Below are 26049 nucleotides of genomic sequence, written 5' to 3' on the forward strand. Positions count from 1 at the left end.
GCCCGATGCGCCCGATGGTCAACCGCCGACCCTGACCTTTCTCAGGGTCGGCGGTGCCGCCATTTCCGGGTCAGCGGCGGCGGCGTCCCGGATGCCGGGATCTGGCCGGCTGCGTACCGTCGGTGGGGTGCGACATTCGGTGCGGCGCAGGCGGATCCGGCGGTGACCGGTCCGGCGGTGACCGGCCCGGCCGCAACGAGAGAGCCAGCAACGAGAGAGCCAGCGACGACCGAGCCAGCGACGACCGAGCCAGCGGCGACCGAGCCGGACCGGCGCCTCCGGACCGGTGACGGATCGGTCTACGGGACGCTGATCCGAGGGCTGCTGCTCTGGGCACCGTTGGCTGCCATGGTGACTTCCGCCTGGACCGGGCACCGGGCGTACCCGGTCGGACTGTTGCTCGGCGGCCTGGCGGTCTGGGGCGGCGCGGTCGCGGTGCGGCGCCGCCTGCCGCTGGTCCCACTCTTCGCCGTGGTGCTGCTCTGCACCCTGGACGGCAACTACTGCCTCGGTCTGCCACTGGTCAGCTACCTGCTCGGTCGGCGCACCGTCCGCATCTGGCCGGCGGCGGTGAGTTTCTCCGCCCTGGCGGTGCTGGGCACCCCGCTGGTGCTGAGCGGGTCCGGCTTCGTGTCCTGGGTGACGATGGCCGGCGCGTTGGTCTACGCCGGCCTGTTTCCGTGGCTGATCGGCCGGTACCGGCGGCTCCAGCGCGCACTGGTCGCGGCCGGCTGGGAGCAGGCCGAGCAACTCGAACGGGAACAACGGATGCTGGCCCGCGAGGTACGGCTCCGCGAGCGGGCCCGGATCGCCGAGGACATGCACGACTCGCTCGGTCACGAGCTGAGCCTGCTCGCGCTCCGGGCCGGTGCACTGGAGCTGGCACCCGGCCTGGACGAGCGGACCCGGGCGGTCGCCGGTGGTCTCCGGGCCGGCGCGGCCACCGCCACCGGGCAGCTGCGGGAGATCATAGACGTACTGCGGGACGATCCGGTGACCGGTGAACTCGGCGTCGATCCGGTTTCCGGAGACCTGTGGCGCGGGCCGGGTCCGACGCACCGGCGCGGTTCCGAGAGCGTCGCCGAACTCGTGGACCGGGCCCGGGCGGCGGGGATGCCGGTCGAACTGCACCCGACGGGAGCCGGACCACACGCGACGGGAGCCGGACCACAGAAGGCGGGAGCCGGACCACAGAAGGCGGGATGCGCAGGGCAGCTTCCGCCGTTGGTGGAGCGGGTGGCCTACCGGGTGGTGCAGGAGTCGTTGACCAACGCCAACAAGCACGCGCCCGGAGCGCGGGTCATCGTCCGGCTCAGTCCTCAGCATGACGGGACGCTGCTGGTCAGCGTCTGGAATGCCCTGCCGGGTGGTGCGGACCGGACCGCGCCGGGCACCCCCGGCGGCGGGCGCGGCCTGGTCGGGCTCCATGAGGGGGTACGCCTGGCGGGTGGCACCCTGCAGACCGGCGAACGGGACGGCGGCTTCGAGGTCGTCGCCCGACTGCCCCGCCACTCCACTGACGGCAACCGACCCGGCATGGCATGGACACCGGTTCCGGTGCCCACCGCTCCCACTCCGGCACCTGCGTCCGTGTCTGCTGCCGATCGGCAGCGCCTGCTGCACCGGGAGGCCCGGCGTGGGCTGGTCGCCGCGACCTTGGTGCTGACCACGCTCGCGATGACGCTCGGCGGCGCCGCACTCGGCTACTACCTCTACGCGACCAGCAACTCGGTACTCACCCCGGGCCGGTACGCGGAGCTACGCGTCGGTCAGGACTGGGCGGACGTGCTTCCGTCGCTGCCCCGCCGGGAGATGCTGGATCCACCGGACCCGGACCCGCTGTCGGTGCCCTCCGGCGCCGAATGCCGGTACTACCGCTCGCACGGCGAGGTGCTGCAGCCCAGGCTGGACGTCTACCGGCTCTGCGCCGCCCAGGGCCGACTGGTGACAAAGGACGCGCTCCCCATCCGGTGACACGCCACTGACCCGGCACCACATCGGCCCGGATGCCGCCGTCGCCGTCGGCATGGCCGTCGCCGTCGGCATGGCCGTCGCCGTCGGCATGGCGTCGCCCGGCTACTCGTACACATGTGCTATCCACAGCTTGTGGATGCCCCTGAACACCGGTTCAACACCCCGGCTATTCGGACCAATAACGGATAAACTACGCTTGTCCGCCGGAGGGTCACAATGGAGGCACGTAGAGTCGTACGGATCATGGCGGTGCTCGTGGCGGGCGCGGTCGCGCTCTGTCATGCGTACCGGACGATCTCGGACGAGCCGGCGGCGAAACCCGCGTACGGACCGGACGTGCTCCATCTCAAGGGCGTCCGCGACATCGAGTTCGGCGACACCGAGCAGGAGCTGCTCCGCCGGGGCCGGCTCGATGCCGGGTCGGCCCCGGCCTGCGGTCCGAGCCTGACCGGGCCGTCCACGGTCAGCCCGGTCTTCGCCGACGACAGGCTGGTGCTGCTCTGGGCCAGCCCGCCCGTGCGTACCCCGGAGGGAGTCACCGCCGGCACCCCGGTCGACCAGGCCGAGGCCGCCTATCCGGCCGCCACCCGGCTGATCGCTCCGCCCGGCACCTATCGATACGACGGCCTGCTGGCACGGCAGGGCGACCGGGCGTATCTCTTCCTCCACGACGGGCGGACGGTGCGGAAGACCATCGCCGGGTACGCCGACTACGCACAGCGCCTCTTCGACGAGGGCTTCGGGACCTGCTGACCACATCGGTCTTCGGCCCTCCGGAAACGCAGCCGCGCCGTGCCGAAGCTACCGGGCGCGGTGCACGACCGGCATTCCGCTCGGCGCTCACGGATTTCTATATGGTCCGGAGGGATCAGAATGGAAGTTCCACGGATTGCGTGGCATGATGTCGGACAGGCGCGGGCCCGCCGGTTCGGTTTGTTGAATGAACATGCATGACAGGGGAAATCATCGGAGGCCGCCCGGCAGAATCGTTATCTGACCCGATCCCACGGAGGAGTCGAGGATGGCGGTTCGCGAGACCCACGGCACGGGCAACCTGGGCCGCCGACTCAGTCGCCCGATCCTTCTCATCACGTCAACGGTCCTCCTCGGCGCAACGCTACTCGTCGCGACGGTGTCCCCGGCCATCCTGAATCGGCTCTACCGCGGCGAGGACGACTATTCGAAAGCCAGCGACATCGGGCAGGCGTACGGCGCCGCCTCCGCACTGCTGGCCGCACTGGCCCTACTGGTCGTCGCCGCCTCGCTCGCGGTGCAGTACAACCACTTCAGATACGAACGGATGCAGGCCGTCTACCAGCGCACCGACGACCTCGTGAAGCTCGCCATCGAGAACCCGGAGTACTGCCAGTGCTGGGGTTCCCGGGTCTCACCGGAGCAGGTGGACGAGCGGTTGTTCTACTACTGCAGCCTCGTCATCAAGTCCTGGACCCGGGCCTGGGAGCGCGGCGGCCTGACCGAAGCCGAGGCACGCCACTTCCTGACCCAGTTCTTCGACAGCGAGGTCCCGCGCTCCTTCTGGCAACGGCACGGCGACTGGCACCTGCACCGCAAGCCGCGTACCCGGGCCGCCCGGTTCATGGCCATGGTCAACGAAGAATATCTCTGCGCCGTCAAGGCCGGTCCGCCGTCAAGGGCCTACGAGCCGCCCGCCTTCCCGGTCAACCCGCCGTGGAACGAGCTGCACAGGGCAACCCCACTCGCCGACAAGGTCGTACGCCCGCAGCGTCGGCGGGAGTCGCGCGCGGCGGAGTAGGAACGGGTCCCCGGAAAGCTATCTGACCGGGCCCGGTGAGGCGAAGCAACCGTCTTTGATCCCGGCGACGAGATCGCGCCAGCCGCCCTGACCGATCAACAGCACGTCCGCCGGGCGTTGGGAATTACGCAGCGCGACCCGGTCACCCAGAAGAGTGAACTCGACGCAATGGTGCTCGGTCACGCATCGAGAACTGCGCCGCCACGTTGGCTGGTTGAAAAGCATACGGTCGGAGGCCACCCCGGTGCCCTTTCCTCTCCTACGAAGGCTCGCCCACCAAGCGGGGCTGGCCGAAGGACGATAGCATGACATAGAGCACAATAGCCGGCATATTGCCCGAACGGTGGGCCCCGTGCATCCTGGCATCCGCCACGGTGCGCCGATTGATCCGGGCTGGTCGCCCAGGTGGCCCGGCCGGTCGGCGGGTCGGTTCGGGCCACCCGTGGCCGGCCTCAGCCGATTCGCTCGATCACCGGCCGCCGGATCAGGAACTTGCCCGGCTCCCGGACCTGCTCGAAGGCCGCGTTGTTGAGCAGTACGCAACTGCCCGACGGGCTGGTCACCCTGACCGTCACGCTCCTGTTGTTGTCCAGGTTGGTCACCCTCAGAGTGGTGCCGATCGGGAACGTGCCACTGGAGGCGGCCGGTCCGGCATTCTCGTTGAAGAGCGTGACGGTGGACCCCTTGCAGACGACCTCGCCCGCTCCGGTCGAGCCGTTCCCGGTCGAGCCGTTCCCGGTCGAGTCCTCACCTGCCGAGCCGCTGCCGCCGGAGTCGGCCGGCGGCTGGGCGGCCGGCGGCTGGGCGGCCGGCGGCTGGGCGGCCGGCGGCGGAGCGGGAGCGTCCGCGCGTACGTCGGCGGTGCAGCCGGCGGTGGCCCGGCGCTGCTGGATGAGGTCGACCACGGCCTGCCGGTTCGCGATCCGCGCCTCCGAGAGGGCGTCCGGATCGGCCCGCTGCCCCGCGATGAAGTTCAGGTTGTTGCGCAGTGCGGTGTCCAGGCCGGCGCAGCTCTCCCCCGCGTTGCCGAGCCCGGTGCCGACGGCCAGCGCCCCGCCGAGCAGGGCCGCCGCCGCCACACCGAGGAAGACCTTCCGCCCCCGGCCGGTCGTCCTGCGTCGCCTGTACATACACCGCTCCCTCGTCTCGTCCGCTGCCCGGTCGCAGCCACCGAGGGGTACGGGCCGCACCTCCGAAGTGGATCAGTACGGATTCCTAAATGTTCTTTAACTACCGACCGCGACGCCTTCAGTGCGATGCGCCTCGGCACACTTGACCACCTCACCTCCGGGCCATACCTTTCAGAGCACCGGAAAGTTTCCTAACTGTTCTGCCGACGCTCCATCCCCCTTCCAGGAGTGCATATGCGCGGATCCGTCCTCCGTCGACTCAGCACCGCCACCGCGGTCGGCGCCCTCGCCGCCGTGCTGGCCGGCATCGCCGTACCCCCGGCTTCGGCCGCCCCCGGCGTGCCGGCCAGGCACGACGGTGGCCAGCGGGGCGACTTCGTCAAGGTCGGCTACTTCACCCAGTGGGGCATCTACGGCCGGGCCTTCACGATCAAGAAGCTCCACGACTCCGGCGCCGCGGGCCGGCTCACCCACCTCAACTACGCCTTCGGCAATGTCAGCCCGGACGGCCGCTGCTATGTCGACGGCGGGCCCGGCGAGAGCGACGCCTGGGCCGACTACCAGCGGCCGGTCCCCGCCGAGGAGAGCGTGGACGGCGTCGCCGACACCTGGGGCGAGCCGCTCAACGGCAACTTCGGGCAGCTCCAGAAGCTCAAGGCGCTGCACCCCGACCTGAAGGTGCTGATCTCGCTCGGCGGCTGGAGCTGGTCGACACACTTCTCGGACGCCGCGCTGACCCCGGAGTCGCGCCGGAGGTTCGTCGCCTCCTGCATCGACCTCTACCTCAAGGGCAACCTGCCCAACCCGGACGGCAGCGCCGGCGGGCCCGGCTCGCTCGCCGGGGTCTTCGACGGCATCGACCTGGACTGGGAGTGGCCCGGCTCGGCCGGTGACGTCGACACGGTCTACCGGCCCGAGGACAAGCAGAACTTCACCGCCCTGGTCGCCGAGTTTCGCCGGCAGCTCGACGCGCTCGGCCGGCCGGCCCGCAAGCACTACGAGCTGACCGCGTTCGTGCCGGCCAACCCGGCGGCGATCGACGCCGGCTACGAGGTGCGGAAGGTCTTCAGGAATCTGGACTTCGCCACCGTGCAGGGCTACGACTTCCACGGCACCTGGGAGCCGATCGCCAACCAGCAGTCCGCGCTCCGGGTACCGGCCGGCGCCACCGAGCCGGACTTCTCGGTGGACCGCACCATCGGCGCCTGGCTCGACCGGGGTGCCGAGCGCGGCAAGCTCGTGCTGGGCATCCCGTACTACGGGCGCGGCTGGGCCGGGGTGACCGGCGGTCGCAACGGGCTGTTCGGCACCTCCACCGGCGGCGCCGCCCCGGCCACGTTCGAGGCGGGCTACGAGGACTACAAGGTGCTGAAGACCAAGGTCGGCCAGGACGGCTTCCGGGTCCACCGCGACCTCCGCGCCGGCACCGCCTGGCTCTACGACGGTACGACCTTCTGGACGTACGACGATCCGGCCGTCGTGCTCCAGAAGATGCTCTACATCCGGGCCGAGCGGCTCGGCGGCGCGATGATCTGGTCGCTGGACGGCGACGACGAGCGGGCGACCCTGACCCGGACCATCGATCTCGGCCTCTGGACACCGTAACCGCACCCGAGTTCGACGGCGCCCGGCGGATCCGTGCAGGTTGATCCGCCGGGCGCCGCGCACGTCAGATCATTTTCCAAATATCGCAAAACCCGGCCGAACCGGGGACCCCACCGCCGCATGCCCGGAGATCAATAACCATCACGTTTAGGCGGCTTTCCGAGGTATGTCGTCATGCACTGTCCCTGATCGATCGATGACAGGTTGCCGGGCCGCAGATTAGGCTCTGCTCTTCGGATTGACCGCCAGCGGCGGAACGAATCTCGAAAGCGCCACACGACGACGACCGCGAGTCGATCGACAACAGGGACCGGAAAGTGATCCAGAGCCCGGGGGACGACCCTTGGGAGTACGATGCCTTTATCAGCTATGCCCGGGCCGACGAACGCTTCAGCGGACTGATCTCCGAAATCGTGACCAAGGCCCGAGCCATCTTCAGGTCGTTGACCGGTCGTGATCTCCGGCTGTTTCTCGACCGCGACGAGATCGCTACGGCCTCGCTCTGGGAACAGCGGATCATGACCGCCCTGCGGAGTAGCGCAACACTGATCCCGGTGCAGACCCCCTCGTACTTCACCTCCCAGTGGTGCGCCCGGGAATGGGACATCTTCAAGGTGCTGGAGGTGGAACGTCGGGACCGCCACCGGCTGCTGCCGTACGAATCACTCGTCTTTCCGATACTGCTGACCGACGCGGACCTGCTGATGACCGACTCGCCCGAGGTGCACCATCGGGTCGCCGAACTACGACGGCGGCAGAGCGTCGACATCAGCCGGATACCTCCGCAGTCCGGCGAGTTCGCCGCAGTGATCACCCGGCTCCTGGTGGATCTCGCCGCGACGCTGAACAAACTCTCCGACACCGATCCGGCCCACCACCGCCCGGACGAGACGCTCCGAACGGTCCGTCGCCCGCACCGCCCGGAACGGATGGTGCCGCTGGTGGCCACGCACTCCGGCGCGGACGAGCACCGGCTGACCCGACTACTCGCCGATGCCCATTCGGCGACCATTGTCGGAATCACCAACGACTGGGTTGCGGAGTGTCTGGAAAAAGCGTTGACGCTCAAGCGGAGCCGAGCCGGCCCGGACGCGTTCTGGGACCACCTGCACATCGTCTTCCTCGCCGACGAACTGCTCCCGTTCGTGCACGACGACCTCTCGATCGACTTTCCCGATCCCAATCAGGCGCTCAAGGAGCGCAGCCGACGCAGCGGCCGAACGAAACGGCGGGTGATGTCGCTACTCCTGCGACAGGGGACCGCCGGCCGCTGGAGCCTCTACACCTATCCGCACCAGCTCCCGTTCGTCGGAAGCATCTTCTCGCTGCCCGAAGACCGGCGCGTGGTGCAACTGGCGGTCACCCGACCCTCCCGCGCGGAACAGGGCTCACTGTTCATCGACTTCCTGGATCGGGTGGATCAGTACCTGGAGTCGGCCTTCCGCGAAGTGGTGGAGGGCAGCCGGGAGGAACACGAGGTCGTCCTCGTCGGCGCTCCGGGCAGCAGACCCGGCGCGTTCGTCTGCCGGTCGGCACGCTTCCGGCGCAGCGTACTGGTCGAGGGCAGGAACAGCGACGACTGGCTCGCCGCGGTCGTCATCCTGACCTGGCGGCAGGGAGATCGCGGGCCCGAGCCGTTGCTACAGGTCAACACGCCGCACAACTCGACCCGTGAGATGGGCAAGGCGTCCCATGTGAGCGGCTACGTCAACCAGCTCGACCACTCACGGAGTCGCCCGGCGGAGAACCTGACCGGCGAGTTCGAGATATCCAGGGAGACGATCGAGTCCGCCGTCCGTCGGGAACTCGCGGACGACTTCGCGATCTCCGAACTGCCACACCGGCCACGACTGCTGGACACCATCCGGTTCTTCTACCCGGACAAGGAAAACCTGTTCTTCTATCTTCTCGCACAGGAACTCCCGGCGACCTATCGCTTTCCCGCCAGCGTCCAGATGTTCTCGTGGAGCGTGGAGAGTCTGATGACGATCCGCCGTGGTCAGGTCCTCGCCAACACGCTGCGCCTGCTGAACACGAACCTCACCACCAACCAGCGCAGCCGGGCGTGCCGGATCGCCTGCGCCAACCTGCGCGCCCACGGTGAGACCGAGCTCGCCGACTCGGTGGCGGAGGCGGTACGCCGGGAGCAGCGGCCGGAAGAGTTGACCAGGCGTTTGCAGGACGGCTTGGCCGACGCGACCGTACATCGGTACTCGGCCGGGCGGGAACTCTACGTCAACGGGCTCGCGGGCCTCCAGTACCGCGCCTTCTTCTCGCACCTGCTGCCCGGCTACGTCGAGATCGGAGTGACCGGCGCCCGGGAACTCTCCGAGGCGATCTCGGCCGATCCGTCGCGGGCCGACGCGGTACGCGAACTGGCGGCGCTGTACGACGAGAGCGAGTTCATGGTCTCCATCCCGATCGAGGTGTGACGATTGTGCGCGAGATCGAGGAGTTCTTCGGCGCACGCTACGAGTCGACACCGAGATACTGGTGGGACGTCCCGCACGCCTACTCGGTCTCGCCCGACGACCACGGCGCCTCACTCATGGCGCAACAGGTGCTGCGTCACGCGATCGCCCGGGGCCCGGGACGGGCGATCGATCTGGGCAGCGGCGAGGGAGCCGACGCGATCCGGCTCGCCCGGCTCGGCTGGGACGTCGAGGCGGTCGAACTGAGCGCAGCCGGTGCGCGAAAAATCAGACAGTTCGCGGCCGAGAACGGCGTGCAGGTCACGGTGCACCAGGCCGACATCGTCGAATTCGAGCCCGAAGGACTCTTCGACCTGGTGGTGTGCAACGGGGTCCTGCACTACGTCCCGGACAAGCTGACCGTGTGCCGGAAGATGCAGCGGATGACCCGGCCCGGCGGAGTGAACGCGGTCTCGCTGTGGAGTGACTTCAGCCCGGTTCCGGCGGTTCACCAGGTAGTGCCGACGTATCCGGACGCCGAGCAGGGTGTGGTCGTCTCCGCGTACGCGGATTGGCCGAAGTCGCTCCTGTACTTCGAGCGCAACCGTCCGGAGGTCGGGCACAGCGACGCCCCGCCACACGTGCACAGCCACATCAAGATGATCGCGCGGAAGGTCTGACGCCTTGAAGGAAACAGCGATGCGGGACATCGTCAACGAACAGGACGAGGTGGTCGGCCAGGCCGCCAAGGAGGAATTCTCGACGGGGGAGCTGATCTGCCGCGTCGCGTTCGTGATGCTGGCCAACAGGTCCGGGGAGCTCCTGCTCCACCAGCGCTCCGCGAAGAAGAAGGCGTACCCGCTCTACTGGTCCGGAGCCGCCGCCGGCCACCTGCACAGCGGAGAGACGTACGAGGAGGGGGCGCGGCGGGAGCTCCGGGAGGAGCTCGGCATCGAGGTGCCGCTCGAGTACGTCGGGAAGTTCTACTCGGCGCCGGACCGGGAGATGGTCGGCATCTTCCTCGGCTCGTACGACGGACCGGTCCAGGTCGAGACGCACGAGGTCGAGCGGGTCGAGCACTTCAGCCCGCAGCACCTGGCCGAGAAGCCGCCGGACATGCGGGTCACGAGCTTCGTCGAGCGCTCACTACCGCTCATCCTGCCCCGCCTGAGGGAAGCAGACGGGTCGCCCACCCCGCAGACCCGGAGATGAGACTGGCCAACGAGGCAGGGCGCCCGGAGGGCCGCTGTCGACTCGCCGGGGAGGTTCTTCCTGGTCAGTGACGGTCTGGCCGGCGTGCGGCGAACCTGAAGGTATTATTCGCGATCAGTAGTTGTGTTGGTAAATATTGACACGCGGGCAAGTCGTGGACACCATCACCGGTACGCATCCCCTTCGGTCTGGAGTCCAAAATGCTCAGACGTACCGTCAGACTGGTCGCCGCGTTGACCCTCGCCGCCACGACCAGCCTCGTCGCGGCGGCTACCACCGCCGCTCCGGCCCACGCGGACGGCTGCTACACCTGGAACCGCACGCTGCGGGAGGGAATGTCCGGTGAGGACGTCCGCCAGCTACAGATCCGGATCTCCGGCTACCCCGGCCAGGGCAACGTGCTCGCCATCGACGGAATCTTCGGCCCGGCGACGGCGAACGCCGTGCAGCGCTTCAAGAACGCCTACAACCTCGACAACAACAAGATCGCCGGCCCGGCGGTCTTCGACCGGCTCTACGCCCTACAGGACAACGACTGCACGCCGAAGAATTTCAGCTACGCCGAGCTCAACAACTGTAACTCCAACTGGTCCGGCGGTGCGGTCTCGGCCTCCCAGGCCCGGGCGAACGCCCTGGTGAGCATGTGGAAGCTCCAGGCCATGCGGCACGCTCTGGGTGACCAGCCGATCGTCGTGACCAGCGGCTTCCGCAGCCACGCCTGCAACAACGCGGTCGGCGGCTCGGCGACCAGCCGGCACCTCTACGGCGACGCGGTCGACCTCGGCGCCGGCCCACACTCGCTCTGCACCCTCGCCCAGCGCGCCCGTCACCACGGCTTCCGGGAGATCCTCGGCCCGGGCTACCCCGGGCACAACGACCACACCCACGTCGCACACAAGTCGAGCCAGACCTGGTCGGCCCCGAACTGCGGGATCTGACCCCGGCGCCCCAGGGTCCGGCGCCAAACGCCCGGTAGGTCGTTTCCGACCTGCCGGGCGTTTTGGCTGTTCAGTGGCGGTGGCGGCGGGATTTGAACCCGCGGAGGGCGTAAACCCTCACACGCTTTCGAGGCGTGCTCCTTAGGCCACTCGGACACACCACCGCCGAGAAGGGTACCCGACGCCGCCGGACGACGTCGCGGCGGTATCGAGCGGGCCGACCTGGCAGGATCACCTCACATGAGTACGCACATTGGCGCCAAGCCTGGCGAGATCGCCGAGCGGGTACTGATGCCGGGCGACCCGCTGCGGGCCAAGTGGATCGCGGAGACCTACCTCGAGGACGCCACGTGCTACTCGACGGTGCGCGGCATGCTCGGCTTCACCGGCCGCTGGTCCGGCACCGAGGTCTCGGTGCAGGGATCCGGGATGGGCATGCCGTCCGCCTCCATCTACGCCCACGAGCTGATCAACGAGTACGGTGTGAAGTCGCTGATCCGGGTCGGCTCGTGCGGCGCGCTCAGCGAGGACCTCCGGCTCCGCGACGTGATCGCTGCGAGCGGGTCGTCGACCGACTCGAACATGAACCGGATGCGCTTCGACGGGCTGATCGACTACGCCCCGGTCGCCGACTTCGGGCTGCTGCGTACCTCGGTCGACGTGGCGGAGCGGCGCGGCATCGCGATGCGGGTCGGCCCGATCCTCGCCGCCGACGCCTTCTACACCGATCGTCCCGACCTCTACGACACCCTCGCCGACTACGGGGTCCTGGCGGTGGAGATGGAGTCGGCGGCGCTCTACACGATCGCGGCCCGGTTCCGGGCGCGGGCGCTGACGCTGCTGACCGTGAGCGACCACATCAAGCGGGGCGAGCAGACCACCGCCCACGAGCGGGAGCAGACCTTCGGCCAGATGGTCGAGATCGCCCTCGACACGATCGTCGCCTGACCCCCGACAGTGGTTAGGAAGGGCCCCCGCTACAACAGAAAACGATAAGCGGGGGCCCTTCCTTGCACCTACGGGGTGGCGAGCGCTTCGGTGGGGGCGAGGCGGGCGGCGCGGATCGCCGGATAGAGCCCGGCGAAGGCGCCGATCAGCAGGGTCGCGCCGATCCCGCCGACCATCGCCCAGCTCGGCACCACGGTCGGCCAGTCCCGAGACAGGGCGTAGCCCGAGGTCACCGCGATGCCGATCAGCACCCCGCCGACCCCGCCGAGGGCGGAGAGCAGCAGCGACTCGGCAAGGAACTGGGTGCGTACCTGGCCCCGGGTCGCGCCGAGGGAGCGGCGCAACCCGATCTCGGCGCGCCGTTCGAGCACCGAGATCACCATCGTGTTCGCCACCCCGACCCCGCCGACCAGCAGCGCGACCGCACCGAGTCCGAGGAGCAGCCCGGTGAAGGCCTCGTCGGTGGCCTGCTGCGCCTCCAGCGCGTCGGAGGGCCGGGAGACCTTGACCTCGTTCGGCGCCTCCGGGTTGGCGGTGGCGCCGAGTACCGCCTGCACCGCCTCGACCGACTGCTCGGCCGACCGGGTGTAGACGGTGGTCGGGTGCCCGTCGAAGTCCAGGTACGTGGCCGCCGCCTCCCAACCGAGCAGCACGGAGAGGTCCAGCTCCGGGGCGAGTGGCACCGGTGCCAGGATTCCGACGACGGTGAACCACCGCCCGCCGAGATGGACCTGTACGTCCGGTCCGGCACTGCCCAGCCCGAGCCGTTCGGCGGCGGTGGCCCCGAGCACGACGGCCGGGTAGCGCGCCGTCGCCCCGTTCAGCCAGGTGCCACTGGCCACGCTCCCGCCGACCGTGTCGAGCAGGTCGAGCCGGGTCGCGCGGGCGGCGATGCCGCCACTCTCGACCTCGGGGATCCGGTCCGAGCGGTAGACCCGGGCCTCGGAGAGCAGCGCGGTGGCGGAGACCTGCTGGACCGGTCCGATCCGGCCGATCATCGACACCGACTCCTCCGGTAGTTGCGCGCTGTCGCCGAAGAGCGTGTTGCCGGGGGCGACGGTCAGCAGGTTGGTGCCGAGCGCGTCCAGCATCCGGTCCAGTTCCGCGCGGGAGGAGGACGAGATGCCCACCACCGACACCATCGCGGCGATGCCGATCGCGATGCCGAGGGCGGAGAGGAACGCCCGCAGTGGCCGGGTGCGCAGCCCGACCCCGCCGACCCGGAGGATGTCGCGGGGGCGCAGCCGGGCCGGCACCAGCCGGGGCCGCGTCCCGCCATCGGCCCCGGACGCCGGCCGGTCCGGTTCGACCGTCCCGGACGCCGGCCGGTCTTGTTCGACAGGTTCGGACATCAGGCCACCCCGCTCGACGTGATCGGGACGAATCGGCCGGATCCGCCGGAGCCCACCGGGTCGCCGGGACCGCCGGAGCCGTTCGAGACCATCCGGCCGCCGGCGCCGTCCGGGAGCACCCGGCCGTCGCGCATCTGCACCTGCCGGGGCAGGCTCGCCGCGATCTCCCGATCGTGGGTTATCACCACGACCGTCGTACCGGCGGCGTTCAGCTCGCGCAGCAGGGTGAGCACGCCCGCACCGGAGACCGAGTCGAGGTTGCCGGTCGGCTCGTCGGCGAGGAGTATCGCCGGGTTCCCGACCACGGCCCGGGCGATCGCCACCCGCTGCCGCTCGCCGCCGGAGAGCTCGTGCGGCCGGTGGTCCAGCCGGTGTCCGAGACCCACCCGGACCAGCGCGGCCTCCGCGCGCCGCCGCCGCTGCCCGAGGGGTACGCCGGCGTAGAGCAGCCCGTCCGCCACGTTGTCCAGCACCGGTACGCCCGGCGCCAGGTGGAACTGCTGGAAGACGAACCCGATCCGGGAGGAACGCAGTGCGGAGAGCTGGCGGTCGGAGAGCTTGGCCACGTCGTACCCGTCGATGTGCACCCGGCCGGTCGACGGCCGGTCGAGGGTGCCGATCAGGTGCAGCATGGTGGACTTGCCGGAGCCGGAGGGTCCGACGATCGCCACCAGCTCACCCGGGCGGATCGTCAGGGTCACCCCGTCGAGCGCCCGGACGCCGCCGGGATAGACCTTCGTGACGCCGTCGAGCACCACGACGCCGTCGCTGCCGCGCACCACGACGCCGTCGCTGCCGCGCACCACGGTCCCGTCGGCGGTGCCGACGGATGCCCCGGCGCCCGGGGTCGCCGCTGCCGTGCGGCGGCTCACTTCGGCATCCCCACGGTCGCGCCCTCGGCCAGTCCGTCGCCGGAGACCTCCACCCGACCGGCGGCGAAGAGTCCGGTCTGCACCGCCACGATCCGGGTCACGTCGCCCTCCACGAGCTCGACCCCGTAGCCGCCCTCGGCGAGGGCGAGCAGCGCGGCGACCGGGACGGTGAGGACATCTTCCCGCTGGGCGGCGGTGAAGGAGACGTCGACCGAGGCGCTGTCGAACCCGGCAAGTGCCTTCGGGTCGGCGGCCGTCACGGTCACCTCGATCTTCGTCTCCGGTTCGCCCTGGGCACCGTTGGCGCCGGTGCTGGTCTCGATCACGGTCTCGGTCGCGGCGATGGTGCCGGCCACCTCCTCGCCGTCCGGCAGCGTCACCGTCACCGTGGCGCCGCGCTCGGCCAACCGCTGGTCGTCGACGTCGAGGGAGACGGTGACGACCCGGGTGGTGGCGGTGTAGCCGAGCACCGCCCCGCCGGGCTGCACGGCGTCGCCGACCTCCGCCTCGGTGTTCTCCACCCGCACCTCGCCGCGCGCGTAGACGACCTGGCCCAGCTCGACCCGGCCGGTCTCGTCGAGACCGAGGTCCTCCTGCCACTCCCGCACCGCGTCGGCCGTCGCCGAGGTGTAGTCGTCGTCGACGGTGAAGCCGTCGTAGCCGAGGGCGCTCAGATTCTTCTCGAACTGCTCGACGTCGTCCCCGCTGTCGCCGGGACGGAGCGTCCGGTACGCCGGCAGGCTCCCGTAGAGGAGCACCACCTTGGCGTCGTCGAGCGCGTACAGCGGCTTGCCCCGGGTGATCCGGGCACCGGCGGCGGCCGTCCAGGTGACCGTGCCGCCCTTGCGGGCCGCCACGGTGCGGGTCTCGCCGTATCCGAGTTCACCGTCGGCGGTTTCCGAGTCGACGAGTGTCTGTCGGGTGACCTGGGCGTTCGCCGGTGGCAGGGTGCTGGCGGTCGCCGTACCCGGATCGTCGCCGCCGAATCCGAGCGCGGCGGCGGCTCCGGCCGCGACCGCCACGACGGCGGTCGTCACCACCGCCACCGCCTGGGTACGGCCGCCCCGTCGCCGCCGTCCCGCCCGGTTGCCGCTGGCCGGGGCCGGTCCCGTGGCAGTCGATCCCGTGGCAGTCGATCCCGTGGCAGTCGATCCCGTGTCGGCCGACGCTGCGCCCGCCGGAGCTGCGCCCGCGGGAGCTGCCGCCGCCGGAGCTGCCGCCGCCGGCTCGGCGGCGGCCGGGGCCGCCCCTTCTCCGGAAGGGCCGGCTCCGGTCACGGAGGTGCCCGCCGTCATTGGCCGCCACCCCGGATCCGGACCGGGAATTCGCCCCGGCATTTCTCCATGGCGGCCTGGAACGTCGGATCGTCCATCTTCAGCGCGCCGCCGCCCGGAAGCTGCATGGTGCCGTCCGGTCCCGGGTCCGGGAAGTCCGGCACGCCGTTCTCCCGCATGCACGTGGACATCTTGCGCAACTGCTCGACCTGCTCCGTGTTGAGCTGCAGCTGGCCGCCGTTGGGCAGCAGGTGGCGGCACGCCTCCATCGCCGCCTGCATCTTGGCCGGATCGTCACCGGGGCGGCGCTGGATCCGGATCCCGCCCTCGCCCGGCTCCGGGTCCGGCATCTCAACCCCGTTCTCCCGCATGCACTTCGCGAACTCCCGGCGGCGGTCGTCCTCACTCATGGCTGCGGCACTGGCGCTCGCCGTGGGGCCGGCTCCGCCGCCCCCCTCGGCGGTGGCCACCCCCGGCCCGTCGTCGGCGGCCCTGGCACAGCCGGCGAGCGCGAGACCGAGGAGGGGCAGGGCGAGCCAGATGCCCGACATTCGTCGGCGCATGGCACAACTCCTTCCGTGGGCCGGCGCGGTTCGCCGGCCGATACGGACGAAGTCAAGCCGGAGGCGCGTATCCGGGGCGTAACCGTCGACGTTTACGGCCCGGTTATCCGGCGCCGAGTCACCATGGGACGGTGCGCATACTGGTGGTCGAGGACGAGAAGCTGCTGGCGGACGCCATCGCCGAGTGGCTGCGCCGGGAGGCGTTCGCGGTCGACGTCGCGTACGACGGCGACGCCGCCCTCGAACGGCTCGGGGTCAACGACTACGACGTCGTGGTGCTCGACCGCGACCTGCCGGTGGTGCACGGCGACGACGTGTGCCGGGCGATCGTGGAGGGCGGTGCCGAGACCCGGGTGCTGATGCTCACCGCCGCGGCCGCCGTACGGGACCGGGTGGCCGGGTTGGCGCTCGGTGCCGACGATTACCTGATCAAGCCGTTCGCGCTTGTCGAACTCTCCGCCCGGGTGCACGCGCTGATCCGACGGGCCCGACCCGCGACCCCGCCGAAGCTGACCCGGGGTGGCCTGGTGGTCGACCCGGCCCGGCACGAGGTATACCGGGACGGCCGCTACGTCACACTCTCCCGCAAGGAGTTCGCGGTGCTGGCCGAGCTGATGCGCGCCGGCGGCGCCGTGGTCTCCGCCGAGGAGCTGCTGGAACGGGCCTGGGACGAACACATCGACCCGTTCACGAACGTGGTACGGGTGACCGTGATGAAGCTGCGCCGCAAGCTCGGCGAACCGCAGATCGTCGAGACCGTGCCGGGAGTGGGGTATCAGATCCGGTGAAACGACTGACCATCCGGGCCCGCCTGACCTTCGTCTACGGCGGCCTCTTCCTGCTCGCCGGCGTGGTTCTGCTCGCCGTCACCTACGTACTCGTCGAACAGCGGATGCCCGGCACCTTCGGGGTAACCTTGAACGCGACCCGGCTGCCGGACCCGCCCCCGGACCGGGTGATCAGCCCGAGCGACGCGGAACAGCTCCGGGTCTTCGCCCGGCGGATCCAGGACGAGGCCCGGCAGAACGCGCTGGAGACGCTGCTCACCCAGGGTGGTATCGCGCTGGCCCTGGTCTCGGCGACCGCCTTCGCCTTCGGTTGGCTGATCGCCGGCCGGGCGCTGCAACCCCTGCACCAGATCACCGGCACCGCCCGGCGGATCGCCGGCGCCGACACCGCCGGCCGCGGGCTGCACGAGCGGATCGCGCTGGACGGCCCTCGGGACGAGGTCAAAGAGCTGGCCGACACCTTCGACCTGATGCTGGAACGGCTGGACCAGTCCTTCGACGGGCAGCGGAGGTTCGTCGCCAACGCCTCGCACGAGCTGCGTACGCCGCTGGCGCTGAACCGGTCGCTGCTGGAGCTGGCGATCACCCGTCCGGGCGCACCGGTCGAGTTGACGCAGCTCGGCGAGACGCTGCTGGCCGTCAACGAGCGGCACGAACGGCTCATCGACGGGCTGTTGACCCTGGCCGACTCGGAGCAGCGGGTGGTCGACCGTACCCCGCTCGACCTTGCCGAGGTGGTCGGGCACGTGGCGGAGCAGTTGCGGACGGAGCTGCCGGTGTACCGGCAGCTGGAGCCGGCGCGCACCGCCGGTGATCCGGTGCTGCTGGAGCGGTTGACCCAGAACCTGCTGGAGAACGCGGTGCGGCACAACGTGCCGGCCGGCGGGCAGGTCTGGGTCAACACCGGCACGGTGGAGGGCTGGGCCACCCTGGTCGTGGCGAACACCGGGCCGGTGGTGCCGGGGTACGAGGTCGAGACGATGTTCCAGCCGTTCCGCCGGTTACGCCAGGAGCGGGTCGGTGGCGGACGGGGCTTCGGGCTGGGGCTGTCGATCGTGCGGGCGGTCGCCACCGCGCACGGCGGGTCGGTCCGGGCCGAGCCCCGGCACGGCGGCGGGCTGGTCGTGACGGTGCTGCTGCCGGTCGAGTCACCGATCGGCGCCGAGCCACAGCCAGCGCCACGACGGGGGCCGCAGCCGGTGCCACGATCGGAGTCGCAGCCGGCTCCACAACCCGGGTCGCAGCCGTCGGGACCGCAGCAGGCCCCATGGTCGGGGCCGCAGTCAGGATCGCCGCCGGATGCGGAGTGGCCGCCGGTCGCCGCTCAGCACGGCCCGCTCTCCGGGCTGAGCATGCCCGATCGCTCTCCGGGCTGAGCATGCCCGGTCGCTCTCCGAGCTGAGCATGCCCGGTGCAGCCCGCACCAACCTGTCCGGTGGCGGCCCTGGCCCCGGTAGCTGGCGACAACACCCGGCGCGAGAGTTTTCCACAGGCGTCCAAGGTTATCCACAAGGGTGTGCACAACCTCTAAGATCCGTCGGAGATCCGTACGTCCCCGACGGGAAGCGCCAGCGGCGCGGTCGGGCAGCGGCACGGTCAACAGTCAGCGGAAGAAGGCGCGAAGCGTGGCAGCGCACTCGGCCTCCAGTACACCGCCGTAGACCTCCGGGCGATGGTTGAGGCGCCGGTCGCGCACGACGTCCCAGAGCGAGCCCACGGCGCCGGTCTTCGGCTCCCACGCGCCGAAGACGAGCGTGGAGATCCGGGCGAGCACCAGGGCACCCGCGCACATCGTGCACGGCTCCAGCGTGACGACCAGAGTGCAGCCGGTCAGCCGCCAGGCACCGACAGCAGCGGCGGCTCGGCGCAGGGCCAACACCTCGGCATGCGCGGTGGGATCACCGGTCGACTCGCGCTCGTTGTGGGCGCTCGACAACTCCGTACCGTCGGGCCCGTAGACGACCGCGCCGACCGGGACGTCGCCGGCCAGCGCCTCGGCCGCCACCTCCGGCACGCCCATCGACGGCGCACCCGCCGACGGACCGGCCGGCGCGGCGGAGACCTCCAGTGCGCGGCGCATCCACGCCTCGTGCCGGTGCCGGCGCCCGACCAGTGGCTCGCCGGGCAGGTCGGCTCCGCCGCGGTGTCGGCCTGCCGAGCCGGTCACGCCTCGCGAAGCTCCTCGACCTCGGTGGCACAGCCGATGACCTGGCAGATCTCCGCCGTCACGTCGGCCGGCAGCATCCCCTCGTGCGCGCAGAGCGTGAGCAGGCGGTGGGCCGATATGCCGAGGTCGGCGAGGAGGTCCGCGTCACCCACCGGATCGGCGTCCGGATCAACCGTCGGCTCGTCCTCGTCCTCGTCGTCGTCGCCATCGGCCCTACCCGCCCCGCGCTCCACCGGCTCGACAACGTCGTCGATCTCCAGTGCCGGAGCCTTGATGTCGCCGACCAGCAGGGCGCCGAGCCGCGACTCCTCGGCGAACGCCGAGTCCGAACCGAAGACCCGCAGGTCCTCGCCCTCGTCCAGGCGCATGACGGCCAGATAGGCGTCGTCGGACTCGACGAAGAGCAGGGAGATCTCGGCATCCTGGTCGACGTCGCGGAGCAGGTCGGCGACCTCGTCGATGTCACCGGCGCCACTGAGATCAACTTCTGCCGCGGTCCAGCCGGACGGGCGGCGCACCACGGCCGCAGCGAAGTACGACACGGTCCCCCCAATTACCCAGCGGCGCCCAGCCGCACCACACAGCCGACTTTTCGGTCCACAGCCGGCCCTCTGTCACGCGTGACGGTATCCGGTCGTAACCTGCCGAGCCCACGCAACGCCCCGAAGGAGAGCCGGGGAATCGAAGTGGGCAGGGTCGACGCTCAGCTCGCCTGTCGTCGGCCGCTCAGCTCGCCAGCCGGCGGCGGGTCGCGATCAACTCACGCAGCCGGTCGGCGCGGGCACGTCGGGGATGTTCGCGCTCGCGCACCGATTTCGCCCCGGCGAGCTCGGCGAGGAGCTGCAACCGGCGACGGCTGCGGTCGGGGTCGAGCCGATGCTCTGTCCAGGCCATACCGCGAGAGTGCCGAGTCCCGCCCCGTTCGTCAAGGCCGGTCGCGCAGCGCAGTCGTAGGCTCACCCCTTGCCGCGATCGTGAGGGGTTTTCGCCCGGTACGGGTCCGTGGCGGCATGCGATCACCGACGGTCGGCCGGTGCCCCGCTACCACAACGGCCAGTCGCCGCTGGTGGACCAGCGCGTCGCGACGGCCGCGAAGGCGATCGCCCAGCCCACCCCGGTTGCCAGGGCAATGCCCGCGCCGGCTCCCCGGTCGCCCCGGCTGGTCAACAGCAGCGCGACGAGCCAGGCAACGGCGCCGGCCAGCAGCGTCCAGAGCGCGTAGCCGCGCAGGTCACGACCGAGTAGCCCGAAGGCCAACAGCCACGCGGCGGTGACGGCGACAGCGGCGGTGACGCCTCCGGGGCGTACCGGATGGGGCTCCCGGTAGGTCGGGTGCGTCTGCCCCGGCGGTGGGCTCGCCGGAAAGAGCCCGGAGGGGCTGTGCCCAGAATGCCGTGCCTGCCACACCTGCCCCGCACCGGGCGGAGTGAGAGTCCGGTACGGCGTGCCGGGTTGGAGCACGCCCTGCTGAGTCACGTTCTGCTCGGTCTGCTCGGTCACCCCCGGCTGGCTCATCGGCCGGATCGCGTCCGGCTGGGTCGGGGCGCCGAACCGGAGTACGCCCGGCTGGGTCGGCGGACCGGACTGGCCGGGCTGGTCCAGCCCGGGGTGGGGCAGGCCGGGGTGGGGCAGGCCGGACCGGGGCTGGAAAGCCCGCTGTTCCGCCATGACGCCCGCTCCTTCCCCGCCACCATCCGCCGTGACCGCCCGGCCGAGGCGACCGTGCCGGGTCGCCGTCACGCCGTGGCCGTACCTCGTGGCCGCGGTGGCCGTACCTCGTGGCCGTACGCGTGGTGCACCGCCTCGCAGCCTACCCGGCCGGCACCCGGCGCCCGGCGGATCCGACCGCCGGCCGCACGCCCGGCGACGCCGATGATTCCGGGCCGGCGCGCTCGGGATCGGTCTGTCACTATGACCGGATGCCATGGGGAGGATCTGCGGGCCCGGGTCGGGTCCGTCGGCGTCGGGCGTATCCGGTCGCCGTACTGCTGCTGACGGCGCTTGTCGCAGGCTGCGCCGAGACGCGGCAGCCGACGGGCACACCGGTCTTCGCGCCGCTGGACCGGTCCACGCCGAGCGCGACCGCCGACGGTACGCCCACCGCCGCGCCCACGCCGACCGCCGGTGCCACGCCGAGCCGTACGCCGTCGCGGAAGCCGACGGCCGCACCGCCGACGACCAGCGGCAACGACCGCTACGTCTTCCCCGTGCAGACGGGGAACGTCGCCTACCACCCGACCCATTCCGCGTACCCGGCCACCGACATCTTCGCCAACTGCGGCTCACCGGTGGTCGCCGTGACCGGTGGCCGGATCCTCGAGGTGAGCCGGATCGACCGCTACAGCAAGTCCGGTCCGCAGGGGCCGGAGAACGGCGGCAAGTCGGTCTCGTTGCTCGGTGACGACGGCGTGCGCTACTACGGCTCGCACCTGACGAGCGTCTCCGGCGGCATCGAGGCGGGCGTCCGGGTCCGCGCCGGCCAGCAGGTCGGCACGGTCGGCCGGACCGGCAACGCCAACAACGTCTGCCATCTGCACTTCGGCATCTCGCCGCCGTGCCAGAAGACCGCCGACTGGTGGATCCGACGCGGCGTGGTCTGGCCGGCGTCGTTCCTGGACGCCTGGCGCAAGAAGCGGAACACGTCACCGGCGGCCAAGGTCAGGAGCTGGCGGGCGGCGAACGGCTGCCCGGCGGCACCGTAGCCGCGCCGGCTGCCCGGCAGCACCGTGACCTCTCATGGTGTGCGAGAGTTCCGGGCGTGGACGTCGCGGTGATCGGGCTCGGTCTCATCGGCGGCTCGGTGCTCCGGGCACTGGCCTCGACCGGTCATGCGGTGCTCGGCTACGACGCCGATCCGGCAACCAGGGCCACCGCCCGGACCGCCGCCGCACAGGCGCCGCCGGCACAGCGCTGGCAGATCGCCCGGACGGTACGCGACGCGGTGGCCACCGCCGACCTGGTGGTGATCGCCGTCCCGCTGCCGGCGGTCGCCGGGGTCCTCGACGAACTCTCCGCCGCCGGATACACCGGACTGCTCACCGACGTCACCTCGGTGAAGGAGCCGGTACGCCTGCTGGTCCACGAGCATCTGGGCGGCAGGCGCCGGGACGACGACCGCCCGGCCGACGCACATCCAGGCGACGGCGCCGACCGGCGCGCCGGATTCGTCGGTGGGCATCCGATGGCCGGCCGGGAGACCTCCGGGTTCGGTGCCGCCGACCCGGCGCTCTTCACCGACTGCGCCTGGGTGCTCTGCCTCGAACCGGAGGAGACCTCGGTCGCCGACTGGCTGGAGCTGGCGGCGCTGGTCGCCACGCTCGGCGCCCGGGTGGTGCCGGCGGTCGCCGCCGAGCACGACCGGGCGGTGGCCGCCGTCAGCCACGTACCGCACCTGCTGGCCACCGCGATCGCGGCGGTCGCCGCCGACGACCCGCTCGCCGGCACCCTGGCCGCCGGCTCGTTCCGGGACGGCACCCGGGTCGCCGCGACCCGGCCGGACCTGGTGGCGGCGATGTGCGGCGGCAACGCGCTCGCGGTCGGCCCGGCCCTGGACGCCGTACTGGACGCGCTCGAGCAGGCCCGCGCGGCGGTCGGCTCGGCGGACCCGATCGGTGCGCTGCGGGGCTGGCTGGCGCCCGGCTCGGCGGCCCGGCGGGCCTGGCCACCCCGGGCGGGCATCCCCGTGGAGTTGCCGGCCCGGCCGGACGCGCTGCTCCGGCTGGGCCGCTCGGGTGGCTGGGTTACCCGGGTCTCCGGCGACCGGCGTACGGTCACCGGGGTCAGACCCGCTCCGCCCGATCCAGCCTGATCACCCGTCGCTCGGTGACGATGGCCGTGACCAGCTCGTGCGGCGTCACGTCGAAGGCGGGGTTGACCGCGTCGACCCCGTCGGGCCGCGTCGACGGCGAGAGCACCTCGTCGGCGCCCCGGTCCTCGATCTCGACCTCTTCGCCGCCGGCCGTGTCGGGGTCGACCGTCGACTCCGGCGCGACGACGACGAACGGGATGCCGGCCCGGCGGGCGCCGAGGGCGTGCGCGTACGTGCCGATCTTGTTGATCACGTCGCCGTTGGCGCAGATCCGGTCCGCGCCCAGCACCACCCCGTCGACCTCGCCCCGGGCCATCAGGAACGGGCCCGCCCCGTCCACCGCCACCCGGTACGGCACCCCGGCCCGGCCCAGCTCCCAGGCGGTGAGCCGGGCCCCCTGCAACAGCGGCCGGGTCTCGCTGGCAAGTACCGCGCCGAGCGCGTCCCGCCGGTGCAGCTCCAGCACCGCCCCGAGCGCGGTGCCGCCGACCACCGCCGCCAGTGCGCCGGTGTTGCAGTGGGTGAGCAGCCGTGGCCGGGCACCGCAGAGCTCGGCGAGCAGGTCCGCACCCCGGGCGGCCATCGCGGCGGAGGCGGCGATCTCCTCGTCCCGAACGGCCAGCGCCTCGGCGAGGACCGCGTCGGCCCCCTCCGGCAGCCGGGCGGCGGCCCGGCGTACGCCTCGGGCCAGGTTCACTGCCGTCGGGCGCGCGGTCTCCAGTCGGCGTACCGCCGACGCGACATCGCCAGGTTGCCGGGCGGCGAGCGCGACGCCGAGCGCACCGGCCACGCCGAGGGCGGGAGCGCCGCGTACGGCGAGCCGCCGGATCGCCGCGACCAGCTCCTCGACGGTGTCGATCCGCAGGATCGTGAGCCGGCCCGGCAGGGCGGTCTGGTCGATCAGTTCGACGGCACCGTCAACCCAGTCGATCGTGCGCACGACCGCCAGGGTACGGGACCGGTCGATCGACGAGGCGACTACCGTGGGCCCATGACCGAGCGGGATCCCGTTGCCGACCTGCGCCGGATCGCCTTCCTGCTGGAGCGGGCGAACGAGGCGACCTACCGGGTCCGGGCGTTCCGGTCGGCCGCCAGGACCCTGGCCGAGCTGCCCGCCGAGGAGCTGGCGACCCGGGCCGGGGCGGGCACCCTGACCGAACTCTCCGGTGTCGGCGACGTGACCGCGCGGACCGTCACCGAGTCGCTGCGCGGCGAGGAGCCGGTCTATCTCCGCCGGTTGCACGCCACCGAGGGGCTCGACCTGGACGAGGAGGCCACCGCGCTGCGGGCGGCGCTGCGCGGCGACTGCCACAGCCACTCCGACTGGTCCGACGGGGGCTCGCCGATCGAGGAGATGGCACTCGCCGCCGTCGAGCTGGGCCACGAATATCTGGTACTCACCGACCACTCTCCCCGGCTGACCGTCGCCCGGGGCCTCACCGCCGCCCGGCTGCGCCGGCAGCTCGACCATGTCGCCGCCGTCAACGACGCGCTGCCGGAGGGCTTCCGGATCCTCACCGGCATCGAGGTCGACATCCTCGAGGACGGCTCGCTGGACCAGGACGAGGAGCTGCTGGCCCGCCTCGACGTGGTGGTCGGCTCGGTGCACAGCAATCTGCGGGATCCGAGGGCGCGGATGACGAAGCGGATGCTGGCGGCGATCGCCAACCCGCACCTGGACATCCTCGGGCACTGCACCGGGCGGATGGTCTCGTCCCGGCCGCCCGGGGTCACCGGTCCCGGCGACCGGGGGCACCGGGCCCGCACCCGGCCGCCGAGCGACTTCGACGCCGAGGCCGTCTTCGCCGCCTGCGCCGAGCACGACAAGGCCGTCGAGATCAACTCCCGGCCGGAGCGGCAGGACCCGCCGAAGCGGCTGATCCGGCTGGCCGTGGAGGCGGGCTGCCGGTTCGCCATCGACACCGACGCGCACGCCCCCGGGCAGCTCGACTGGCAGCGGTTCGGCTGCGAGCGGGCGGCCCGGTGCGGCGTACCGGCGGAGCGGGTCGTCAACACCTGGTCGGCCGGGGAACTGGTCGACTGGACCGGCTCACACGTGGGCTGACCGGTTCGTCACACGCGCTCGGGGTTCGGCACGCACGGGCGGACGGGGTCGCCAGCTGCGCCGGGATCTGTGCCGGCGTACCTGCCACCGGTCCGGGGCGACGGCCGGCGGTGCGACGGGGCGACGCCGCCGGCCGGAAAAGAGTCCCTGCGACACCGCCACCCCGGCCAGCACGATCGCCGCGCCGACCGGCTGGTACCAGGCAAGGTGCTCACCGAGCGCGAGCACGCCGATCAGCACCGCGAAGACCGGGATGACGTAGGTGACCATCGACGCCGTGCTCGCGCCAGCCAGCCGGATGTTGCGCATGTTGATCACGAAGGCGAGACCGGTGCCGAGCGCGCCCAACGCCAGCACGCTGGCGACCACCTCGGCCGAGAGCCGGGTCGGCACCGGCGGGGCACCGGCGATCAGCGGCGCGGCGATCGCGAGCTGTGCCGTCGCCATCAGCAACTGCGCGACGGAGATCGCCAGCCCGGACTCGGCCCGGCCCGCGAGGAACCGCCTCTGGTAGGGGATCGACACCCCGTAGCAGGCCGCCGCCGCGAGGCACATCAACTGGCCGGTGAACTCCGCACCGCCGAGCCCTCGCCACACTCCGAGCACCACGAGCACCCCGGCGAAGCCGAGGCCGAGCCCGGCGGCCCGACGGGCGGTCATCCGCTCGGTGCGGAAGACCAACACCGCCAGCGGCAGCACCAGCAGCGGGGTCGTCGCGTTCCAGATGCCGGCGAGCATCGAGGAGACCCGCTGCTCGCCGTAGCCGAAGAGGGTGAACGGCAGCGCGACCCCGACCGCCGCCAGGACGGCGGTGTGCAGCCAGAGCACCGGGTCCCGGGGCAGCCGGTCGCGGAGCACCGCGAGCACCACGAGCAGGGTGAGCGCGCCCGCGCCGACCCGGCCGAGGGTGACGTGGACCGGGTGCAGCTCGCTGATGCCGACCTTGATGAAGAGGAAGCTCGATCCCCAGATGGCACCGAGCGCGACGAAGCCCGGAAGCCACGACCGGAGGGCGACGGTGTCAGGGGTGATAACGGCGCTCACCCCTGACACTCTGCGCCAGGGGTACGACATTGTCGCGCGATTTCCGGACCTCGTGTTCGGTGACACACCACTCGCATAAATGGGTCCCTCCCGTCGACCTCCAAGATCGACTTTCACCCGCGCG

Annotated in this window: 25 protein-coding genes, 1 tRNA gene and 1 pseudogene; 14 read left to right on the plus strand and 13 right to left on the minus strand. The window is 71.4% G+C overall.

Features of this window, described 5'->3' with window-relative positions:
• Nucleotides 1–348: 348 nt before the first annotated feature.
• From ACN28C_RS04095 to ACN28C_RS04105, 3 genes are all read left to right on the plus strand, one after another.
• On the plus strand, nucleotides 349–1974 hold the full coding sequence (locus tag ACN28C_RS04095; protein ID WP_422772253.1) for a sensor histidine kinase: 1626 nt from the start codon (nucleotides 349–351) through the stop codon (nucleotides 1972–1974).
• A 216-nt stretch (nucleotides 1975–2190) separates the two neighbouring features.
• Complete coding sequence (locus tag ACN28C_RS04100) at nucleotides 2191–2727, plus strand: hypothetical protein (protein ID WP_422772254.1); 537 nt, start codon at nucleotides 2191–2193, stop codon at nucleotides 2725–2727.
• Nucleotides 2728–2995: 268 nt separating this feature from the next.
• Nucleotides 2996–3748, plus strand: coding sequence for a DUF6082 family protein (locus ACN28C_RS04105; protein WP_422772255.1), 753 nt, complete (start codon nucleotides 2996–2998; stop codon nucleotides 3746–3748).
• Between the two features lie 18 nt (nucleotides 3749–3766).
• Here ACN28C_RS04105 and ACN28C_RS04110 read toward each other — a convergent pair whose 3' ends face one another.
• Together ACN28C_RS04110 and ACN28C_RS04115 are read right to left on the minus strand one after the other, a co-directional pair.
• Complete coding sequence (locus ACN28C_RS04110; RefSeq protein ID WP_422772256.1) at nucleotides 3767–4114, minus strand: DUF397 domain-containing protein; 348 nt, start codon at nucleotides 4112–4114, stop codon at nucleotides 3767–3769.
• 86 nt (nucleotides 4115–4200) lie between these two features.
• On the minus strand, nucleotides 4201–4878 hold the full coding sequence (locus ACN28C_RS04115) for a hypothetical protein (protein WP_422772257.1): 678 nt from the start codon (nucleotides 4876–4878) through the stop codon (nucleotides 4201–4203).
• A 234-nt stretch (nucleotides 4879–5112) separates the two neighbouring features.
• Here ACN28C_RS04115 and ACN28C_RS04120 point away from each other — a divergent pair, with 234 nt between their 5' ends.
• The 5 genes from ACN28C_RS04120 to ACN28C_RS04140 all read left to right on the plus strand — a co-directional run bounded on the left by ACN28C_RS04120 (nucleotide 5113) and on the right by ACN28C_RS04140 (nucleotide 11044).
• Nucleotides 5113–6483, plus strand: a complete 1371-nt coding sequence (locus tag ACN28C_RS04120; protein ID WP_422772258.1) for a glycoside hydrolase family 18 protein — start codon at nucleotides 5113–5115, stop codon at nucleotides 6481–6483.
• Between the two features lie 317 nt (nucleotides 6484–6800).
• Nucleotides 6801–8915 carry a toll/interleukin-1 receptor domain-containing protein gene (locus tag ACN28C_RS04125; protein WP_422772259.1) on the plus strand — a complete coding sequence of 705 codons (2115 nt, stop codon included), beginning with the start codon at nucleotides 6801–6803 and terminating at the stop codon, nucleotides 8913–8915.
• Complete coding sequence (locus tag ACN28C_RS04130) at nucleotides 8912–9574, plus strand: class I SAM-dependent methyltransferase (RefSeq protein WP_422772260.1); 663 nt, start codon at nucleotides 8912–8914, stop codon at nucleotides 9572–9574. Before ACN28C_RS04125 ends, ACN28C_RS04130 begins: the two co-directional genes overlap by 4 nt.
• A 19-nt stretch (nucleotides 9575–9593) precedes the next feature.
• Nucleotides 9594–10106, plus strand: coding sequence for an NUDIX hydrolase (locus ACN28C_RS04135; protein WP_422772261.1), 513 nt, complete (start codon nucleotides 9594–9596; stop codon nucleotides 10104–10106).
• 200 nt (nucleotides 10107–10306) lie between these two features.
• The gene (locus ACN28C_RS04140; RefSeq protein ID WP_422772262.1) at nucleotides 10307–11044 is read left to right on the plus strand and encodes a D-Ala-D-Ala carboxypeptidase family metallohydrolase; all 738 of its coding nucleotides are present in this window, start codon (nucleotides 10307–10309) and stop codon (nucleotides 11042–11044) included.
• Nucleotides 11045–11118: 74 nt separating this feature from the next.
• On the opposite strand, the gene ACN28C_RS04145 is transcribed toward ACN28C_RS04140, so the two are convergent.
• Nucleotides 11119–11208, minus strand: a tRNA-Ser gene (locus ACN28C_RS04145).
• A gap of 76 nt (nucleotides 11209–11284) precedes the next feature.
• On the opposite strand from ACN28C_RS04145, the gene deoD reads away from it, so the two are divergent.
• Nucleotides 11285–11992, plus strand: a complete 708-nt coding sequence (gene deoD, locus ACN28C_RS04150; protein ID WP_422772263.1) for a purine-nucleoside phosphorylase — start codon at nucleotides 11285–11287, stop codon at nucleotides 11990–11992.
• Between the two features lie 68 nt (nucleotides 11993–12060).
• Here the strand turns inward: deoD and ACN28C_RS04155 are convergent, their stop codons facing one another.
• The 4 genes from ACN28C_RS04155 to ACN28C_RS04170 all read right to left on the minus strand — a co-directional run bounded on the left by ACN28C_RS04155 (nucleotide 12061) and on the right by ACN28C_RS04170 (nucleotide 16053).
• Entirely contained in the window at nucleotides 12061–13344 is a 1284-nt protein-coding gene (locus ACN28C_RS04155) for an ABC transporter permease (protein WP_422772264.1), read from the minus strand.
• Complete coding sequence (locus ACN28C_RS04160; RefSeq protein WP_422774518.1) at nucleotides 13344–14123, minus strand: ABC transporter ATP-binding protein; 780 nt, start codon at nucleotides 14121–14123, stop codon at nucleotides 13344–13346. Before ACN28C_RS04160 ends, ACN28C_RS04155 begins: the two co-directional genes overlap by 1 nt.
• An 89-nt stretch (nucleotides 14124–14212) precedes the next feature.
• On the minus strand, nucleotides 14213–15262 hold the full coding sequence (locus tag ACN28C_RS04165; protein ID WP_422772265.1) for a peptidoglycan-binding protein: 1050 nt from the start codon (nucleotides 15260–15262) through the stop codon (nucleotides 14213–14215).
• A gap of 245 nt (nucleotides 15263–15507) precedes the next feature.
• Entirely contained in the window at nucleotides 15508–16053 is a 546-nt protein-coding gene (locus ACN28C_RS04170; RefSeq protein WP_422772266.1) for a hypothetical protein, read from the minus strand.
• Between the two features lie 131 nt (nucleotides 16054–16184).
• On the opposite strand from ACN28C_RS04170, the gene ACN28C_RS04175 reads away from it, so the two are divergent.
• Complete coding sequence (locus ACN28C_RS04175; RefSeq protein WP_422772267.1) at nucleotides 16185–16841, plus strand: response regulator transcription factor; 657 nt, start codon at nucleotides 16185–16187, stop codon at nucleotides 16839–16841.
• Nucleotides 16838–17980 (plus strand): annotated as a pseudogene (locus ACN28C_RS04180) (sensor histidine kinase); the annotation flags it as partial. The gene ACN28C_RS04175 and the pseudogene ACN28C_RS04180, both read left to right, overlap by 4 nt.
• A gap of 464 nt (nucleotides 17981–18444) precedes the next feature.
• Here ACN28C_RS04180 and ACN28C_RS04185 read toward each other — a convergent pair.
• The 4 genes from ACN28C_RS04185 to ACN28C_RS04200 form a co-directional block, all read right to left on the minus strand.
• On the minus strand, nucleotides 18445–19008 hold the full coding sequence (locus ACN28C_RS04185) for a nucleoside deaminase (RefSeq protein ID WP_422772268.1): 564 nt from the start codon (nucleotides 19006–19008) through the stop codon (nucleotides 18445–18447).
• The gene (locus tag ACN28C_RS04190; protein WP_422772269.1) at nucleotides 19005–19550 is read right to left on the minus strand and encodes a tRNA adenosine deaminase-associated protein; all 546 of its coding nucleotides are present in this window, start codon (nucleotides 19548–19550) and stop codon (nucleotides 19005–19007) included. Before ACN28C_RS04190 ends, ACN28C_RS04185 begins: the two co-directional genes overlap by 4 nt.
• Nucleotides 19551–19734: 184 nt before the next feature.
• Complete coding sequence (locus ACN28C_RS04195; RefSeq protein WP_422772270.1) at nucleotides 19735–19902, minus strand: hypothetical protein; 168 nt, start codon at nucleotides 19900–19902, stop codon at nucleotides 19735–19737.
• 147 nt (nucleotides 19903–20049) lie between these two features.
• Nucleotides 20050–20415 (minus strand): hypothetical protein, encoded by a 366-nt coding sequence (locus ACN28C_RS04200; protein WP_422774519.1) that lies wholly within the window; start codon nucleotides 20413–20415, stop codon nucleotides 20050–20052.
• A gap of 512 nt (nucleotides 20416–20927) precedes the next feature.
• On the opposite strand from ACN28C_RS04200, the gene ACN28C_RS04205 reads away from it, so the two are divergent.
• A complete protein-coding gene (locus ACN28C_RS04205) occupies nucleotides 20928–21710 on the plus strand; it encodes a M23 family metallopeptidase (protein WP_422772271.1) in 783 nt (260 codons plus the stop codon).
• Between the two features lie 56 nt (nucleotides 21711–21766).
• Entirely contained in the window at nucleotides 21767–22816 is a 1050-nt protein-coding gene (locus tag ACN28C_RS04210) for a prephenate dehydrogenase (protein ID WP_422772272.1), read from the plus strand.
• On the opposite strand, the gene mtnA is transcribed toward ACN28C_RS04210, so the two are convergent.
• Nucleotides 22788–23756, minus strand: coding sequence for an S-methyl-5-thioribose-1-phosphate isomerase (gene mtnA, locus ACN28C_RS04215; protein ID WP_422772273.1), 969 nt, complete (start codon nucleotides 23754–23756; stop codon nucleotides 22788–22790). The genes ACN28C_RS04210 and mtnA overlap by 29 nt on opposite strands.
• Nucleotides 23757–23807: 51 nt before the next feature.
• On the opposite strand from mtnA, the gene ACN28C_RS04220 reads away from it, so the two are divergent.
• Nucleotides 23808–24881 (plus strand): PHP domain-containing protein, encoded by a 1074-nt coding sequence (locus ACN28C_RS04220; protein ID WP_422772274.1) that lies wholly within the window; start codon nucleotides 23808–23810, stop codon nucleotides 24879–24881.
• On the opposite strand, the gene ACN28C_RS04225 is transcribed toward ACN28C_RS04220, so the two are convergent.
• On the minus strand, nucleotides 24867–25925 hold the full coding sequence (locus tag ACN28C_RS04225; RefSeq protein ID WP_422772275.1) for a DMT family transporter: 1059 nt from the start codon (nucleotides 25923–25925) through the stop codon (nucleotides 24867–24869). The genes ACN28C_RS04220 and ACN28C_RS04225 overlap by 15 nt on opposite strands.
• Between the last annotated feature and the right edge of the window lie 124 nt (nucleotides 25926–26049).

It is taken from the genome of Plantactinospora sp. WMMC1484 (genome assembly GCF_049315195.1).
In the GTDB taxonomy this organism is placed as follows: domain Bacteria; phylum Actinomycetota; class Actinomycetes; order Mycobacteriales; family Micromonosporaceae; genus Plantactinospora.